Annotated in this window: 7 protein-coding genes; 6 read left to right on the top strand and 1 reads right to left on the bottom strand. The window is 65.8% G+C overall.

Annotation, left to right across the window (positions count from 1 at the left end; all coding sequences use genetic code 11):
* Position 1: 1 nt before the first annotated feature.
* Positions 2–421: a DNA mismatch endonuclease Vsr gene (gene vsr / locus AC6CCG_RS20590; protein WP_496656505.1), complete on the bottom strand. Its 420-nt coding sequence runs from the start codon at positions 419–421 to the stop codon at positions 2–4.
* A 103-nt stretch (positions 422–524) separates the two neighbouring features.
* Between vsr and AC6CCG_RS20585 the strand changes: the two genes are divergently transcribed.
* The 6 genes from AC6CCG_RS20585 to AC6CCG_RS20560 all read left to right on the top strand — a co-directional run bounded on the left by AC6CCG_RS20585 (position 525) and on the right by AC6CCG_RS20560 (position 19,575).
* Complete coding sequence (locus AC6CCG_RS20585) at positions 525–1,595, top strand: DNA cytosine methyltransferase (RefSeq protein ID WP_496656503.1); 1,071 nt, start codon at positions 525–527, stop codon at positions 1,593–1,595.
* Positions 1,596–1,611: 16 nt separating this feature from the next.
* Positions 1,612–3,294 carry a TIGR02391 family protein gene (locus AC6CCG_RS20580; protein WP_496656502.1) on the top strand — a complete coding sequence of 561 codons (1,683 nt, stop codon included), beginning with the start codon at positions 1,612–1,614 and terminating at the stop codon, positions 3,292–3,294.
* A 105-nt stretch (positions 3,295–3,399) separates the two neighbouring features.
* Positions 3,400–6,300 carry a helicase-related protein gene (locus AC6CCG_RS20575; protein WP_496656501.1) on the top strand — a complete coding sequence of 967 codons (2,901 nt, stop codon included), beginning with the start codon at positions 3,400–3,402 and terminating at the stop codon, positions 6,298–6,300.
* Positions 6,300–10,946 (top strand): Eco57I restriction-modification methylase domain-containing protein, encoded by a 4,647-nt coding sequence (locus tag AC6CCG_RS20570; RefSeq protein WP_496656500.1) that lies wholly within the window; start codon positions 6,300–6,302, stop codon positions 10,944–10,946. Before AC6CCG_RS20575 ends, AC6CCG_RS20570 begins: the two co-directional genes overlap by 1 nt.
* Positions 10,946–17,365, top strand: a complete 6,420-nt coding sequence (locus AC6CCG_RS20565) for a DEAD/DEAH box helicase (protein WP_496656499.1) — start codon at positions 10,946–10,948, stop codon at positions 17,363–17,365. Before AC6CCG_RS20570 ends, AC6CCG_RS20565 begins: the two co-directional genes overlap by 1 nt.
* A complete protein-coding gene (locus tag AC6CCG_RS20560; RefSeq protein WP_496656498.1) occupies positions 17,362–19,575 on the top strand; it encodes a UvrD-helicase domain-containing protein in 2,214 nt (737 codons plus the stop codon). The genes AC6CCG_RS20565 and AC6CCG_RS20560 overlap by 4 nt, the downstream gene beginning before the upstream one ends.
* Positions 19,576–19,586: the final 11 nt, after the last annotated feature.

Below are 19,586 nucleotides of genomic sequence, written 5' to 3'. Positions count from 1 at the left end.
GTCAATGTCCGTCTTGCTCCAGCGCAGCCACGACCGTTTCGACGGCCTCCGGCAAGGGGGTGCACTCCCAGATCCGGACCGGGGTCCAGCCGGCCTGCCGCAGCCGCTCGTCGGTGTCGCGATCGCGATCGCGGTTGGCCGCCAGCTTCGCCGCCCACCACGCGCCGTTCGCCACCGGCGCGGTGGCATGGACCGGACAGCTGTGCCAGAAACAGCCGTCCACGAAGATCGCGACCTTCGCCCGGGTGAACAGCAGATCGGCTCGCCGCCGCGGCATTCCGGGCAACGGAGCATCCACGCGATAGCGGTAGCCGCTACGGTGCAGCAGCTTGCGCAGACCGAGCTCCGGCGAGGTGTCACGCCGACGCTGACGCGCCATCCTCGCCGCCACCGAAGCGCTCGAGGCCACGACCGGCTCCACCCTGGATGTTCTACACCCCTCCGCATCCAGCCGGCGAGTCCCGTCAAGATCGTCAGCCTGCCCGATTACCGTGAGCACATGACCCTCGCGTCCACTCGCGCCCATGGCTGAGAGGCAGATCCGCGTCCTGGACCTGTTCAGCGGCGCCGGGGGCCTCACAGCCGGCTTCCATCGGGCCGACAAGAGATTTCGCACCATCGCCGCCGTCGAGCACGATGTCGCCGCCGCCGCGACTTTCCACGCGAACCATCCGGAAGCCGACGTCCACTGCGGCGACATCGCCGACTGGCTCGACGAGGGATCGGTGCCCGAGGTCGATGTCGTCGTGGGTGGTCCGCCCTGCCAGGGGTTCTCATCCCTGGGGAAGCAGGACGTGAACGACGATCGGAATCAGCTGTGGGAGCAGTATGCACACACCCTGTTGCGGTCCCGGCCGAGCTACTTCGTCGTCGAGAACGTCAGCATGTTCCTGCGCAGTCCGCAGTTCGAGAAGTTCCGGGAGCGGATCGAGCACGGAGACCTGCGGGACTGGGACGTCAGGGCCGTGGTGCTCAATGCGGCCGACCACGGTGCCGGCCAAGAACGCAAACGCGCCGTGATGATCGGACATCTCCGTGACCTCCCGTTCCCCGGATGGCCGACCACGACGCACGACAAGGACCACCGGGTCCATGTCAAGGATCGCCTGCAGGGGTTGCCAGAGGTCGTCGTTCACCAAGCACTGCCCAACCGCTGGACGCAGTTCTCCGGCCAGGAACTCCCAGGAGTATTCACAAGCGCCGAACTGCATCTGACCAGGCGGTACGAAGACCTGTCACTGCGCCGGTTCGCCGCCATTCCGGAGGGCGGCAATCGACACAACATTCCGGATGAGCTGCTCGCGCCGTGCTGGCGCCGGCACAGGAGCGGCTCATGGGACGTGATGGGCCGGCTGCACTGGAACAAGCCATCGGTGACGATCAGGACCGAATTCTTCAAGCCGGAGAAGGGGCGCTACTTGCATCCGACCGAGCACCGGGCGATCACACATCACGAGGCTGCTCGGCTTCAGGGTTTCCCCGACGACTATCGGTGGGTCGGGAGCAAGGTGGCCATCGCCCGTCAGATCGGGAACGCGGTGCCGCTGGAGCTGGCAACAGCTATCGGTAAGCTCATCGCCACAGCCGTTCCGTGAGCGGGCAGGGGGTGGCATGGGAGACGACCCGCTGCAGCTGTCATTCGATCCGGCGACGATCGAGCACCTCGGATCCAACATGTATTCGCGATTGCCGAACGCCGTCGCCGAACTGGTCGCCAACGCGTTCGACGCCGACGCCAGTGTCATCGAGGTGGTCGTCAATGGCAGAGGTCCGGATCAGACCATCGCTGTCCGGGACAACGGTCACGGGATGTCTCGCGACGACGTCCAGGACAAGTACCTGAGGATCGGCCGCAATCGACGTGCCCACATGGACAGCGATGTCTCGGAATCGGGCCGGCGGAAGGTCTCCGGCAAGAAGGGGCTCGGCAAGCTCGCGCTCTTCGGCATCGGCGGAGTCGTCGAGGTGCGTACCGGCCGAGCTGATCACTCGTACGGCACCTCCATCACGCTGGACTGGGACGAACTGCGTGGCGGCGGTGCGGTGTACTCGCCTCAGGAAACGCCCTTTCCCAAGGATCCGCGGAGTCACGGGACCACCGTTACCATTCGGCGCCTCGATCGCAAGAGCGACATCAGTCCGGCCGATCTCGCGGCCAGCCTCTCGCGGCTGTTCAACTACGCCGACAATGACTTGGCCGTGTCCGTCGTAGGCCGGGACCGCCAGGCTCATCCTGTGAACGCGACGATCCGCCTCGAAGGGATCGATGCGGAGTTCGAGTGGGAGCTGCCGGACTGCGGCGTCCTGTCGGACGAGCTGCGGACCGGCCTTGCCGCCAACGGCGTCGCCGGTCGGATCGTGGCGGCTCGCAAGCCGCTGCCGACCCAGGTCCGCGGGATCACCGTGTACGCGAACGGTCGCATGGTCAACGAGCCCGAGTTCTTCGCCGCCTCCGACTCGAGCTATGCCTATGCCTATCTGACGGGGTACGTACAGATCGACAGACTCGACGAGATCAAGCCCGACGTGATCGCGACGGATCGCCGAGCCGTGAACTGGGAGATGCCCGAGTCCCGCATCTTTGCTGCGATCCTGCGGGAGACGGTGATGGCTATCGCGCAGGATCGCCGCCGACAGCGGGATGCTGCCCGGGTGAAGGTGACTCGGGACAAGACCGGGATCGACCCGGGTGAGTGGAAAGCATCGATCAAGGACCGGTCCAAGGCTCGCAACGTCGGTCGACTGCTTGACATCCTGACGTCTGAGGAGTCGGACCTTTCGGACACGGCGATGAGCAACGCGGTGTCGGAGCTGCAAGAACTGGCGCCGCTCTACGCCGATCTGTTCTGGCGCACTCTCCATCCCGTGGTGCAACAAGCGGCGGCGCCCTTCTACCGGAGTGAGCAGTATCTTGCTGCGGTTGTCGAAGGCTTCAAAGCCTTCGTCGAGCTGCTCCGCGAGGTGACAGGTGACTACGACACGGCTGAGGATCGACTGATCAACGATTGTTTCGGCCGGGAGGAGTCCCGTCGTCTGACGCTCCTGGGATGTTTCGACACGACGCGGATCGCTCAGGCCTCACGCCACTCGTTCGAGGACGGCCACGGGAACCTCGCACGCGGCGTCCTGGCCGCCTTCCGCAATCCTTCGAGCCACCAGTCGATCCGCCACCTCGAGAAGGTCGGTGTCTACTCCTGGCACGACTGTCTCGATGCTCTCAGCATCATCTCTTACCTCTGTCGAAGGGTGGCTCGAGCGACAGGGTGGAAGTCCGCGACGGCCGACCCGGCATGACCGAGATCTGATCCGAGGCCAACGAAGTGATCGCAATTTCGTCGAATCCGCCCGCCGACGCAACCGGTTGCTCAGAATGGACCCAGCTTCAGGACCGCTCGCTGCATGGTCGTGTTAGCTTCGGCGACGGGAGTGGGAGGCACTGCGGTGGAGATTGCACCTGGTTCGGTCATTGTTGTCCGGGACGAGGAGTGGTTGGTCTCGTCGATCGACAACACGGCGGACGGTCCACTGTTCCATGTCCAAGGCCTGTCCGAACTGGTTCAGGGAACCACGGCGTCGTTCTACAGTTCGCTGGACACGATCACCACCCAGGATCCGGGGAATCTGATCTTGGTCGGCGACGATTCGCCGTCCTACCGGCGTTCGAAGCTCTGGCTCGAGGCGACGGTTCGCAAGACGCCGGTGCCGATTGCCGATCCAGAGCCGGTGATCACCGACAAGATGCTGGCTACTCCGCTGGTCTACCAGCAGACGGCCGTACGTCGCGCGCTTGATCCGGACAATCTGCGTCCACGGATCCTGCTGGCCGATGCCGTGGGTCTCGGCAAGACGCTTGAGATTGGCTTCATCCTGTCCGAGCTGGCGCGGCGAGGTCGCGCCGATCGGGTGCTGATCGTGACCCCGCGCCATGTGCTGGAGCAGATGCAGCACGAGCTGTGGACCAGGTTCGCACTGCCGTTCGTCCGGCTGGACTCGGTCGGAATCCAGCGGATCAAGCAGGAGTTGCCGGCGACTCGGAACCCGTTCAGCTACTTCCAGCGGGTGATCATCTCGATCGACACGTTGAAGCAGGAGCGGTTCGCGCAGAATCTTCGCCGGCATCACTGGGATGCGGTGGTGATCGACGAGTCGCACAACGTCACCAACTCCGCGACGCAGAACAATCAGCTGGCTCGGACCCTGGCACCCAAGACCGACGCGCTGATCTTGGCGTCGGCGACGCCGCACAACGGGACCAAGGAGTCCTTCGCCGAACTGATCCGGCTGCTGGAACCGACCGCGGTGACCCCGGAGGGTGAGCTGAACCCCGAAGAGGTCAAGCGGATCGTCGTACGGCGGCATCGGCACAGTCCGGAGGTGGCCGAGGTGGTCGGCGGCGACTGGGCTCAGCGCAAGGAACCGCGCCACCTGCTGGTCGACGCCTCTCCGGCGGAGGACGCGGTGGCCGAGGAGCTGGAGCGGACTTGGCTGTATCCAGATTCGGGCCGCAATCCCTATTCCGGACGGGCGAGCACGCTGTTTCCGTGGACGCTGGCCAAGGCGTTCCTGTCTTCGCCGGCAGCGCTGCGGGAGACGCTGGCCAATCGCCGGAGCCGGCTCGGTGACGGCGCGGCAGCCCGCGATGAAGCCGAAGCCTTGGATCGATTGGACGAGTTGAACGACGACTGTCTCCGCTCTGCCGGCGGCAAGTACGACCGGCTCGTCGACTACCTCGGTGAAATCGGGATCGGGCGTGCCTCCGATGAACGCGCCGTGATCTTCGCCGAACGGGTCGCAACACTGACCTGGCTCCGCGAGCACCTGATCGCCGACCTCAAACTTGATCATGAAGCCGTCGTCGTCCTGCACGGCGGGCTGTCCGACATCGAGCAGCAGCAGATCATCGACTCGTTCAAGCAGTCGAGCTCGCCGATCCGGTTGTTGATCACCGGCGACATCGCCTCGGAGGGGGTGAACCTGCACGCGCAATGCCACGAACTGATCCACTACGACATCCCGTGGAGCTTGATCAGGATCGAGCAACGGAACGGTCGAATTGATCGTTTCGGCCAGCGGACGAGGCCGCAGATCACAACCCTGCTGCTGAATCCGGCGAGCAAGCGCTTCGCGGGCGACCTCCGGGTGCTCAGCCGGCTGCTGCAGAAGGAGGCGCAGGCCCACACCGCTCTCGGTGACTCGGCCGCGCTGATGGGCAAGTACTCGGTCGAGGCCGAGGAGGAGGAGATTCGGCGCGTCCTGGCTGGACAACGAGACCTCGACGATGCCGTGCCCGATGTCGAGGCTGTCCTGGCCGAAGCCGATTCGCTCGCCGGGCTGCTGAACGACCTCACAGCGATGGCACCGGCAGACCCCAGTGCGCTACTGACCCGGCCAGCGCTGGGCTTGTACGAGCAGGACGTGGACTTCCTCCGCGACGCGCTCGAGGAGATCTACGGCGACCCGAGCGCCGAGGAACGCGGCGACGGCGGCGGCGTCCGCTGGCGCGAGTTCCCCGACCACGGCTTGGTGCAACTGGCTCCGCCGGCTGATCTCCGGCAACGACTCCGGGTGCTGCCGCAGTCCTATCTGCGGGACCGGCAGGTCGATCGAGAACTGAAGCTGGCCGTGACCGCTCAGCGCGGTCAAGCCGCGCTCGCGGACGCGCTCACCGACTCCTCGGATTCGACCTGGCCCGAGGCGCATTTTCTCGGCCCGCTGCACCCGGTGTTGGACTGGGCCGCGGACCGGGCCCTGGCGATCTTGTCCCGGCAGCGGTTGTTCGTGGTCCGCGGCGGTGTCGACCAGCCGACCTTCGTGTTGTACGGGACGCTGACCAACAAGCGTGGCCAGGTGGTGGCCGCGAGCTTCCTGACCGTCGAGTTCCCCAATCCCGACAATCCAGGCTTCGCACTGGTGACGCCGTACCCGTCGATCGCGGCACTCGCCGACGCGACCGGACTGGCCGAGCAGCGGCACAACCCCGGCCCGGTCCGCGACCTTGATCAACTTCAGGCCCTGCTCCGGCCGGCGGTGCGGGAAGCCACTCAGCAACTCGAACTGCTGACCGAGCAAGCCAGGACCGCCGCCTTAGAACGGATCGGAGCCTGGCAGCGGCGGGCGGCCCGCTGGGTCGACGATGCCAACGCCCTGATCCAGCGATCGGAACTGAACCAGCGCCGCACCGCCGTGCAGGCCGAGGAACTGCTGACTTCCGACCTGGGTCCCGACCGGCACCTGATTCGTCCGCTGCTGGTCCTCGTACCCGAGAAGACGAAGCGGGCGAGCAAGGGAGGAAAGCGCTGATGGCCGCCAGCGACGCGCTGATCGTCGTCGAGGACTGGATCAGCGAGCACTACTTCAACTCCGAGAGCCGCAGCGAGACGTTCCACGCCAAGGTGCTGGCGCGGCGCACCGAATGGGACAAGTCGGAAGGCGGGGACACTACCCGCTCGCGATTCCTGGCCGATCGCCGGCATCTGGAGACCGAGTTCGCGGTCCTGTACGAGGCCGACACGACCGTCGATTCCTCAGCGGTCACCGACCTCTATCGTCGCCTGCGCGACATTTTCGGCTTCGGTGCCGGCGGGTTCTCCGTCAAACAGGACGGCCCGGTGCTGAGGTACGGAACGCCGGGAGTCGAGGGATTCCCGCTGGTGATCATCGAAGGACGGCCCACCGAGACCCTGGACGATGTAGTGGCCCGCGACGCGGAGACCCTGCTGGAGCCGTACCAGCCCGAGGAAGACGAGGAGGAGGTGACGTCGATCGGCCGGCTGTTGTCCCGGCTGTTCCTCGACGACTCCGGTCCATCGTTCGCGCTGGTGTTGGCCGGGCGTTGGGCGGTCGTCGCGGATCGTGATCGCTGGGCCGAGGGTCGCTACCTCGGCATCGACCTGCAGGCCGTCGCGGAACGCAACGACGGCAAGCGCGGCGGCGAGATCGACAAGGCGCTGACCTGCCTCGACGCCGCCTCGCTCGGCCCAGATGCCGACGGCGACGTCTGGTGGACAACTGTGCTGGCCGAGTCGGTGAAGCACACCGTCGGAGTCAGCAAGGACCTTCGCGAGGGCGTACGGCGATCGATCGAGATCATCGCCAACGAAGTCGTCGCCCGACGTGCCGCTCAAGGCATGCCTCCCCTGCCCCAGGACCAGGCTCAGCCGCTGGCCGTGCAATCGCTGCGGTATCTCTACCGGATCCTGTTCCTCCTGTACGCCGAGGCGTCGCCCGAGCTCGGCGTGCTGCCGGTCGGCGCACCCGAGTACGGCCAGGGCTACAGCCTGGATCGGCTCCGCGAGCTGGTACTCAATCCGATCGCTTCGCTGCAGAGCCGGAACGGCACCCACTTCTACGAGTCGCTGCAACTCCTGTTCCGGCTCGTCGACCATGGTCATCGACCCGACCATGGCGAGGACTCCGGTGCGGAAGGTCTGGAGTTCAACGAGCTGCGGGCGGACCTGTTCGCTCCGCCCGCGACCGCCCTGATCGACGAGACCGGGCTCGGCAACTTCGCGCTCCAGCAGGTGCTGCAGCGGCTGTTGCTGAGCAAGCAGTCGCGCGGCCGGGATCGCGGCTTCATCTCCTATGTTGATCTTGGGATCAACCAGCTCGGCGCGGTCTACGAGGGCCTGATGTCCTACACCGGCTTCTTCGCCGAGACCGATCTCTACGAGGTGGCGAAGAACGGCAATCCGGAGAAGGGTTCCTGGGTCGTGCCGCCGGACCGGATCGACGACATCGACGAGGACGACTTCGTCCGCGTCGAGGACCCGGACACCGGCGAACTGAAGCCGGTGCTGCACCGGCGCGGAACCTTCGTCTACCGGTTGTCCGGGCGGGAACGCCAGCAGTCGGCGTCCTACTACACCCCTGAGGTGCTGACCCGCTTCACAGTGAGTCAGGCGCTGGCCGAACTGCTTGATCAGGACGGGCACACCACCACAGCCGAGGAAATCCTCTCGCTCACGGTCTGTGAGCCGGCCCTCGGCTCGGGTGCGTTCGCGATCGAGGCGGTACGACAGCTCGCCACCGAGTACCTCGAACGCCGGCAGAACGAACTGGGCGAGAAGATCCCACCGGAGGAGTACCCGACCGAGCTGCAGCGGGTGAAGGCCTACCTCGCTCTGCACCAGGTGTACGGCGTCGACCTGAACTCCACCGCCGTCGAGCTGGCCGAGGTCTCACTCTGGCTCGACACCATGGCGAAAGGCCTGCAGGCTCCGTGGTTCGGCCTCCGACTTCGCCGCGGCAACTCGCTGATAGGCGCCCGGCACGCCTTCTATACACGTGATCAGGTGACCTCCAAGACCTGGTTGGACGCGCCGCCCAAGGACGTCCCGGTTTCTGATCTTGCAGCGGCGATCGAGAAGAACACCATGGCCGACGTGCGCGGGCGGATCCACCATTTCCTCGTTCCGGCCTCCGGCTGGGGCGCGACCGCCGAGGCGAAGGAGGCGAAGGAGCTCGCCCCCGAGGCGACCGATCGGCTCAAGGAGTGGCGGAAGCGGATCAAAGCCAAGCCGACCAAGAAGCAGGTCGACCAGCTGGTCGAACTCTCCCGCCGGGTCGAGACGCTCTGGCAGTTCGCCTACCGCCGCCTGGAGATCGCGGAACGGGAGTCCTGGCGCGACATCCCCTTGTGGGGCAGGGATGCTGAGCTGCACGGAAGCTCCGTCAGCCGCGAAGAGATCGAGCAAACCCTCGCCAATCCGGACGGCGCCTACCGACGGCTCCGGATGATCATGGACGCCTGGTGCACTCTCTGGTTCTGGCCGCTGCATGGCGAACACGGGGACCCGTCGACGTGGACCAGCCTGCCGACTCTGGACGACTGGCTGGAAGCGTGCGCGAAGATCGTCGGCCGCGATCCGGTCAAGCTGCGCAAGCCTGGCATGGACACCTTTGCTGTCCCCGGTGACTGGGCCGAGCTCGGCGACGCCGAAGACCTCGATCTTCGACTTGCTGTTACGCAACCGGTTGAGAAGGTGCTCGAGGACCACCCGTGGCTGCGGGTGTCTGCCCAAGTGGCGAAGCAACAGGGCTTCTTCCACTGGGAACTCGACTTCTCCACCGTGTTCGGCCGTGGCGGTTTTGATCTTCAGATCGGAAATCCGCCTTGGGTTCGTCCACGCACGGATGTCGACACACTCCTCGCCGAGGGCGATCCGTGGTGGCAACTAGCGCTCAAACCTAGTGAGGAGTGGCGGGCGACCAAGCGGGCTGTGACCCTAGCCCTGCCCGGCATCCGGGATCTGCTGATTCGTGGAGCAACAGACCTAGTCGCATTAGCCGAATATGTCGGCTCAGGGACAAACTTTCCACTCCTCGATGGTCTCCAACCAGACCTTTATCGCTGCTTTATCTCAGCAACATGGAATCATTCCAATGCTCACGGAATCTCAGCCGTAATTCACTACGAGACGCACTTTACTGACGAGAGAGCCGGCGCCTTTCGTGCCGAGAACTACCATCGTCTCCGGCGCCATTGGGAGTTCATCAACGAACTCCAACTCTTCGAGATCCAGGATCAGAAGCACTGGGGTTTGAGCATCTTTGGAATCCGCATGGATGTCAGATTCCTACATGCGACAAGCCTCTACCATCCTGACACAGTTGTACGATCGTTTAACCACGATGGTTCCGGCCCGGTACCCGGATTCAAGGACGAAAATGGACAATGGGACCTTCGCCCGCATCGTGACCGGATATTCACTGTAACTCAGGATACGCTTCGATCGTGGCACGACACTTTGGAGAATAGCGCCGTCCCCATCAATCAGACACGCATGCTTTATACGGTAAACACTGCGGTCGCCGGTGTGTTAAGGAAGGTCGCGCGCGCGCCAAGGCTTGTCCAGCTCGATCTTCGCTTTTCCCCCGGATGGCATGAGAAGAATGATCGAACTAAAGGCCGGTTTGTTCAGCGATGGGGCGCCCCAGATTCCTGGGCGGAGGCGATCCTGCAGGGGCCACACCTCTTCGTAAACGCCCCGCTGTACAAGTCACCGAACGCCAGCATGCGAAATCAGCAGGATTGGTCGGCTACCGACTTCGAAACGCTCGAAGCTGACGCCATCCCCGTCACCGCCTACAAGCCCGCTGGCCGACGCGCCATCTACGACGCCGCCTACACCCACTGGGGCGAGGATGGCGAGATCGCGGCGCGTGATCATTATCGACTTGCATGGCGGGCGATGGCGGCCAACACTGGCGAACGTACCCTGATTTCCGCCATCATCCCGCCCGGCACTGCACACGTTCACACCGTTAGTTCGCTGGCGGCACCTTCGCCGATGGATCTGGTTCTGCTGGCAGCGGTGACCAGTTCATTGCTCGCCGACTTCGCTGTGCGTGCTACCCCCAAGTCGGCGATCACAGGATCGACCATCTTCCGGCTCCCCGAGCTGGACTCAGAATCCGATTTGACAACACCAGTTGCGCTTCGCACGGCCAGGCTCAACGCTGTTACCGAGGCATACGCGCCACTCTGGCGCAGCCTGTTCCAGCAAGAGTTCCGAACGGACGATTGGACGAGGACTGACGAGGCCAACACTGCACACCTGAGTGCGGTGACGGCGGGATGGACATCTGCGACACCTCTGCGAATCGATTTCGATCGTCGACAGGCGCAGGTGGAGATCGATGCTCTGGTCGCACTAATACTCGGCGTCACCGCCGATGAGCTCTGCACCGTCTACCGAACCCAGTTCGCCGTCCTCTATGGCTATGACCACAACGACTACACCTATGACGTCAACGGCCGCCTCGTGCCGAACTCCGTACTCAGGGTGTGGCGGGCCAAGGGGGACAGGATCACGGAGGAGGAGCGGACGGCGACGAATCAGGCGGGGAACACCTACGTCTATGAGCTGCCGTTCCGGACGTTCGATCGCGAGGAGGACATGCGGCGGGCGTATGCGGAGTTCGAGCGGCGGATGCGGGAACGCTGATGGGACGGCTGCTCCCGACGACGCAGGCGCAGGACCTTCGCAACGCGCTGATCGACTACCTGGCGACGACGTTCGCGCTGGCCGATAGCGATGCTCGGCTCGCGTTGGAGGACTTCCTGCAGCACGAGACGGACGGGATGTTCAAGGGTCCCTATGTCCGGCTCCGGTTGCCGTTCGAGCCAGCCGCGCCGGGCTGGGAGTCATTGCTGGATTGGCTGCCGGAGACGTTCGTGCCGTATGGCCATCAGGCGGCGGCGTTCGCGCGGTTGAGCAGCCGTGGGACCACCGGCATCGAGCGGCCGCAGCCGACGCTGGTGACGACCGGCACCGGGTCGGGCAAGACCGAGTCGTTCCTCTACCCGATCATCGATCATGTGCTCCGCGCCCGGGCGGCCGGGATCACCGGGACCAAGGCGCTGATCCTCTATCCGATGAACGCGCTGGCCAACGACCAGGCGGGCCGGCTCGCCGGGCTGATCGCCGGTGATCAACGGCTGGCCGGGATCACCGCCGCGCTGTACACGGGCGACGAGCCGGATCCGGCACCCACCAAGGTGACCGCCGAGAGCTTGATCAGGTCGCGGGAGATCATCCGGGACCGGGCGCCGGACATCCTGCTCACCAACTACAAGATGCTTGATCAACTGCTGCTGCGGCACGAGGACCAGACCTTGTGGCAGCAGAGTGCGGACAGCCTGCAGTATCTGGTGCTGGATGAGTTCCATACCTACGACGGGGCGCAGGGCACGGATGTGGCGATGCTGCTGCGGCGGCTCGGGATTGCGTTGGACGCGTTTCGGGGTTCGGAGCGTTCGGAGCGGGATGTGGTTCGCCCTTCGACAGGCTCAGGGAACGAAGGGGGCGCGTCGCCGTTGGGGAAAGTTACGCCGGTGGCCACGTCGGCGACCTTGGGTGACGGCGGCGACCCCTCGGCCATGATCGAGTTCGCGACCGAGGTGTTCGGAGAGCCGTTCACGGAGGATGCGGTGATCACCGAGTCGCGGTCGTCGGTCGACGATTGGGCTCGTGATCCCGATGATCATGTCGAACGGCGCGGGCTGGTGGCGGTCGATCAGGTAACTCCCAGCTTGCTCGCAGGGCTGACCTCCGACGCTGCGGACAAGGTCATCGACGGGGCAGAGCTGGCCCAGACCGTGCTGGCCGGGCTCTACGAGCATCGCAGTGTCGACGCGGAGGGGGTGCTCGTACACGGCGACAATCTCCTGAGGGTTGCGCAGGAGCAACCATTCACCGACGCCGAACTGGTTGGATTGGCCCGATCCCATCCGGTGGTCCGACGGCTGGTCGAGGCCACGGGGCGGGCCAGAGGGCTCCGGGACCTGGCGGCCGAGGTCCTGCCTCGTGAGGTGTCCGACGCTGTCGGGCAGACCTTCATCACCCAATTGATCGCCGCTTTGAGCCACCTCCGCGGCATCGCCGGACGGGACTTCGTCAGTGTCGAAGCGCATCTGTGGGTTCGCGAACTGACCCGGATCGACCGGGTCGCCACGTCGGCGCCGGACTACCGATGGTCCGATGATGGCGCGCTGGTCCCGGACGATCCGACCACCGGCGACTCGGTGCCGCCGGCGTTCCCGGCCATTTACTGTCGCAACTGTGGCCGATCCGGCTGGGGCGTCGAGCTGGCACCGACCGGGCTCAATCTGACCGCCGACGACACCCAGATCCGGCCCAGGCACGCCGCCAGGGAAGGCCGTTTCCGCGCACTGATTCACGCGCCGAGGGAGGACGCGGCGAATGAGGAGTCCGCCGACTCGGGCAAGGGGCAGGAAGGACTGGCCTGGTTTCACACCAAACATCGCGAGCTGCTCAGGAAGCGGCCAGCGGCGAACGACGAGGATCTGCTGAGCGGTGAGATCCTGCCGGTGCTGACGCTCACCGATGACGCGGACGCCAAGTCACAGCAAGATCATTGCCCGGCCTGCGACACGACGGACAGCATCCGGTTCCTCGGTTCCGCGATCGCCACCCTGCTGTCGGTCAGTCTGTCGTCCCTGTTCGGCGCCGGCCACATCGACACCTCCGAGAAGAAGGCGCTGGTCTTCACCGACAGCGTGCAGGACGCCGCACACCGCGCCGGATTCATCGAGTCCCGCTCGCACGCCCTCACGCTGCGTTCGGCGATTCGCACCTGCATCACGGAACCGATCAGCCTCGACCTGCTCGTCGACGCCATGATCAACGATGCCGGATCGGACCGGTTCCGCCGCTACCGGCTGCTGGCGCCGGAGTTGATCGGTCGCACGCTCTTCGATCCGTACTGGAAATCCTCGGCCATCCCGAACCGAACCCGGCAAGCGGTCCGGCGACGCCTGCAGTTCGATCTTGCGTGCGAGTTCGGCGTGCACTCGCGGATCGGCCGCACCCTGGAAGCCACCGGATCACTGGTGGTCGAGGTCGATGCCGGGACCGGTGTGCGATTGGCCAGCATGGGTCGGGCTGCGTTGGAGGGAGCTGAGTATCAGGCGGAGTTGAATCCGGATGCCCTTCGACAAGCTCAGGGAACGGACATCTCGGACCGGCAGATCGTCGCATGGGTTCGCGGCGTGCTCGAGCACATGCGAACCCAGGGTGGCATCGATCATCAGTGGCTGGACAAGTACATCGCCGAGGACGGGTCGCGCTACCGGATCTGGGGCGGCCGCGATCGGGCCGGCGGAATGCCCGCGTTCCCGAAGGGCGGAACAGCGCCCGCCTTCCCCAGAGTCGGCAAGGACAGCACGAAGAAGGCCGAATCCCTGCTGGACAGCGTGACCAATCCGCAGAGTTGGTACGCCCGCTGGACCGGCCGAGTGCTCGGCGTTCCGCCCGGCCACGGCGCGCGGCTCGCCCGCGCGCTGCTGGATCGGCTCGCCCGCGACGACGTACTGCTCGCCAAACCGGCCGGCAGCGGCACCGCCTACGCGATTCCGGCCCACTCGATCGTGGTCACTCCGGCCGACCTCGACGGACTCGGCAAGGGCCATTTCCGGCTGACCTGCTCGGTCTGCCAGACCGAGCACCCGGGCAGCGCCGCCGTCATCGATCAACTGGACGAGGCGCCGTGCCTGTTGGTTCGTTGCCCGGGACAGTTGAAGCCGACGCCCGTCGAGGACAACTACTACCGTCATCTCTACGCGTCGCCGGACATGCGGCGGGTGATCTCGCGAGAGCACTCCAGTCTGCTCGAACCACAGGACCGGATCGCCTACGAGACCGCCTTCCGCGCCGCGGGCCAGGAACCGGGAGCGCCCAACGTGCTGGTCGCGACCCCGACCCTGGAGATGGGCATCGACATCGGCGATCTCTCCTCGGTGCTGCTCGCGTCGTTGCCGAAGACCGTTGCCTCCTACCTGCAACGCGTCGGACGCGCCGGACGACTGACCGGCAATTCGCTCAACCTCGCCTACGTCACGGGTCGCGGTGATCAACTTCCGCGGCTCGGTGACCCGTTGTCGATCATCGACGGTGCGGTCCGGCCACCAGCCACGTACCTCAGCGCCGAGGAGATCCTGCAGCGGCAGTACATTGCGCACCTCGTCGACGACTTCGCCCGTGACCCGGGCCGTCCGCACCCGCGCCGGGCCACGGCCGCCATCGGCTCCGTGGAGCACCGGAGCTTCCTCGGCGCGCTCATCAGGCACGCCGAGGAGCATGCCGATCGGCACCTGGACAGATTCCTGGGCCGGTTCGATCGTCTGGTCTCGGCTGCCGAACGGAGCCTTCGAACCTGGGCCACACCCACCGATGGTCCCGGCACCAGCGGGCTGTCGCGGCAACTTCACGACGCCTCGCTCCGCTGGCAAGTCACGGTGGAAACGCTGCAGCACCGGCAGAAATCGATCGAGACCGCGCTGGACGACATCCGCAAACGCGCGGAGTCACCGGCCGCGACCGAGGACGACAAACGCACCCATCGGGAGGCCGAGGCTGCGCTCCGCCAGGTCCGCGGCGCCCTGGCCGGCCTGCGCGGCGAATACTGGATCGGAGTGCTCGAGGAATACGGCCTGCTCCCGAACTACACGCTGCTCGACGACCGGGTCACGCTCGACGTCTCGCTCAGCTGGCTGGACCCGGAGACCCAGCAGTACGACAACGCCAACTCGACCCACAGCCGGGCCTCGGCCACTGCGCTGCACGAGTTCGCGCCCGGTGCGACGTTCTATGCCCGAGGCATGGAGATCACCATCGACGCGGTGGACCTCGGGTCCGACGGCGAGAAGGTCGAGGACTGGTCGCTCTGCCCAGGCTGCGGCTTTGCCCGACGGACGGCGGCCCTGCACGGTGGCGGATCCGGACCGTGTCCCCGGTGTGGGTCGAGCGCCATCACCGACAGCAGGCAGCGCTACCGCGTCGTCGAGCTGGAACGGGTCTCTGCCCACGCGCACCGCGACGACGCCCGGATCAGCGATCATCGGGACGAGCGCCGCCGAGCCAGGTTCACCATCGTGCCGGCCGCCGACATCAACCTCGACGGTGCCGAACAGTGGTTCCTCGACGGCCTGGACTTCGGGGTCCGCTATCTCCGCCAACTGACGGTCCGCTGGTTCAATCTGGGCCCGAGGTCCGGCTTCGGTCCGGCGCGGACGATCGCCGGCGAGACAATGCCGGGACAGCTGTTCCGGCTCTGTGCCGGTTGCGGCGTCCTCGATCAGACCAGCCGGACCAATCGTCCGGACGAGCACCGGCCCTGGTGCCGCTACCGGACGGCGACCGAGGAGAACACCGAAACCGTCCTCCTCTCCCGGACCTTGAAGACGCAGGGAGTCGTGATCCCGCTGCCCTGGTCGGTGACCATGGGTGACTCGTTCGCGGTGCCGAGCCTGACCGCTGCCCTGCTGCTCGGACTTCGGGAACAGTTCGGCGGATCACCGGACCACCTCGGTGTCCTGCCGACCGTCGATCCCGATCCCGATCCCGAAGGCACCAACCGCCCGGCCTTGCTGCTTCATGATCTTGTGCCCGGTGGCACCGGCTATCTGGCGGAACTCGCCCAGCCGCAGCAGGTCTGGGCATTGCTTCGCGCGGCCTGGAAGATCGTCGCCGAGTGCAGCTGCCAAAGCGAGAGCCGGCTCGCTTGCCACCACTGCCTGCTGCCGTTCGCGCCGCCGTACGCCACCGATCAGGTCTCCCGGGCCGCCGCGGAACGTCACCTGCGCGACATCCTGACCCACGGCACGACCCTCGACACCCCGGCCGAGGAGATGAGCTGGAGCTATTCCCAGGAGTCGCCGGGATCCCGGGACCCTGGCTCACACCTCGAACTTCGGTTCCGCGAGAAGTTCATCGAGCTGGCGCGCTCGCTGACCGCCACGATCAAGGAAGTGCCGGGCCCGACCGGCAACACGGTGAGCCTGGTGATGCCGGGTGGCCGGCAGTGGTTGCTCGAACCGCAGGTGATGATGCACGGCTCCAAGCCGGACTTCGTGCTCACCCCGATCGGCGGCCAGGTGCCGAGGATCGCAATCTTCACCGACGGGTACGCCTACCATGCGTCACCGACCCACAATCGACTCGCCGACGACGCCGAGAAACGCCGCACCCTGCGCGATGCCGGCTTCATCGTCCTCGGCGTGACCGATGCGGACCTTGATCATCCTCGGGCGGCGCCCTCGTGGTACCACCCAGGCGCCATCTCGAAGTTGATCAACGCACGCCCAAGCATCGTCAACATCGTCAACACACTGACCGAGGGACCGATCGGCTTCCTCCGCCGATGGCTGGAGAAGCCGGCTGCCGGCGAACAGCAGGATCTCGCCGACATCATGCCGTACCTGTTCACGATCGGCGGCGCCGTGACACCGATCGATCCGGACATCTCCCTGGTCGAGGTCGCCAGGAACTGGATCGACCATTGGCTGCCACCAGGCGGCGCCTCGCAAGCCATTTGCTGGCGTAACGGCGCCCTGACCGTGACGGCCCGGTTCGCCGGTACTCACCGGGAGATCGTCGCGCTGATCGACGACACGGACGCTGCGGTCAGCAACCAGGGTTTCGACGACGCCTGGCGGGACTGGCTGTCACTGAGCAACGCGCTGCAACGGCATTCGATCCCAGTCATGATCACGACTCGCGCCTCCGCTCCCCGAGCCGATCTGAGTACGCCGACGAAGATCACCGTCGAACTGTCGCCGGAGTGGCTGGACGTCCACGCCGCCATGATCGACGACGTCGACCGGCAACTGGTCACCGAACTCGCAGCAGCATCGGTCCCGTTGCCCAGTGCGGGCGAGGAAATCGGCCGCTACGGCATCCCGGTCGATCTCGCTTGGCCAACTCTTCGCGTCGTCTATCTGCACGGCGACGACGCACAGGACATCGACGATCTTCACGCCGACGGCTGGACCGTCATCTCCGAACCCGATCTCGAGGCAATTCAACGGGCATTGCACGATGCCGAGGAGGCCACCACGTCATGAGTGACTGCATGTTGATCATGGGCAAGGGCGCGAAGATCGACCCGACCCTTCGCAAGGAGACGATGGCGTTTCTCGAGAAGCTCACCACCGACGACTCTGCCCCCGGCCTGCACATCGAGCCGATCAAGAACTCTGCGGATACCCGAGTGCGCACCGGCCGGGTCACGCTGCAGTTCCGTGCCGTGCTGTTCCGCCTCACCGAGGTCGCCAGCCGGGCGTACGTCTTCGTCGGCGTGTGGAATCACGACGATGCGATCGAGCGGGCCCGTAAAGCGAAGATGACGGTCAACCCGGTGAACGGCATCACCGAAATCCGTTACCTCGAGGACGCGACGCCACCAGCCATCTACGCGCCACCAATCGCAGCCGCCAAGCCGAGCGACAAGCCGACCCTTCTCGGGCATACGGCTGCGGAGTTGCGCGAGGAGCTGGGCATCGACGCAGCCGCGGCCGAGGCCGCCGCGCTGATCACGTCCGAGGACGACCTGATGGACCTCGTCGAGGGTCTGCCCGAGTGGCAGGGCATGGCGCTGCTCGACCTTGCCGGCGGCACCTCCGCCGCCGACGTAAAGGCGAAGCTGAGCATCTCCTCCGCGGTGGCACCGGTCGACCGCGAAACCACCGACGCCACTCTGCTCGCCGGCCTCAGACATCCAGCCGCTCGGATGACGTACGCCTTCATCGAGGACAACGTGGAGCTCCGCCGCATCATCGAGGGAGGCAACTTCGATGCCTGGCGCACGTTCCTGCATCCCGAACAGGACCGTTACGTCACGGGGGACTACAAGGGCGCGTACCGGCTCACCGGCGGTGCCGGCACCGGAAAGACCGTCGTACTGGTCCACCGTGCGCGTCGCCTGGCCAAGGCCAGGCCGAAGGCCCGGATCCTGCTCACGACTTTCACGACGAACCTGGCCGACGATCTCGGCGAGACCCTTCGGAGGCTCGACCCGGACCTCCCCCAGGTCTCCACAATCGGATCGTCAGGCGTCTGGGCGACCGGCATCGATGCCTTGGCCAGCGCCGTCCTGAAACAGGCGAACCCCGATGATCTTGCCGCCGCCCGGCAGGAGCTGCTCGGATCGCCCGACGGGGCCATCACCGGCCGACTCACCTGGGGCACCGCGTGGCGTGATGCGATCGACTCCGCTGGTCAGGACGTCCCCGATCAGCTGCGTACGCCGGCGTTCTTCCACGCCGAGTACACGATGGTCGTGCTGCCCAACCGGGTGATCACCAAGGAGCAGTACCTCCGGATCCGGCGCCCTGGCCGAGGGATCCGTCTCAGCAGAGCCGAGCGTACGGCCGTCTGGCAGGTCATCGAGGCCTTCCGGATCTCGGCGCGTGGGGCTGGGGCGATCGACTTCGGCGAGGCAGCCGCGTTGGCCGCGCTCCATCTCGAGCGGCAGGCCCGAGCGGGGGCGGACCGTCTGTTCGACCATGTGCTGGTCGACGAAGGTCAGGACCTGTCCCCGGCGCAGTGGCAACTGATCCGCGCCCTGATCTCCGAAGGCCCGAACGACGTCTTCATCGCCGAGGACTCCCACCAGCGGATCTACGGGCAGCGGCTCGTGCTCTCCAGGTACGGATTCAAGATCACCGGTCGCTCGCGTCGACTGACTCTGAACTATCGGACCACCGCGCAGAACCTGAAGTTCGCCGTCGACGTCCTGGAGCACGCGCACTATTCCGATCTCGAGGACGAGGGCGAGATCTCCTCCGGCTACCGATCGGCGCGGACCGGCCCCCGGCCGAAGCTGCTGCCCTGTGCATCCATGGCGGACGAGTTCGATCAAGCCGCCACGATCGTCCGAGACTGGGAGGCCGAGGTCGAAGCGGAGGGACTGCCGTCTGATTCGATCGCGATTCTGGTGCGGGATCGGTACCAGCGTGATCGAGTTGTGGCGGGTCTTGCAGAGCGTGGTGTCACGGTGCGGGCAGTCGATCGCGGGCCGGTTCCGACCGGCGATCCGGTCGTCATGACCATGCACCGAGCCAAGGGCACCGAGTTCGTCAAGGTGCTGCTCTTCGGCATCTCCGACAAGTCCGTACCGAAGACGCTCAGCGACTACGACTATTCGGACGAGGAGAAGGCGGACGCACTCCTCCGCGAGCGGTCCCTGCTGTATGTGGCCGCGACCCGGGCCCGCGACGAGTTGGCGGTGAGCTGGTCGAGTACCGCGAGCAACCTGTTGCCGACGTCTGGCTAGGCCTGCCGGGC

Source organism: Microlunatus sp. YIM B11417 (assembly GCF_059617205.1).
Note: the sequence above shows the minus strand (reverse complement) of the source record. Positions and strands in the feature narration are given on the sequence as shown.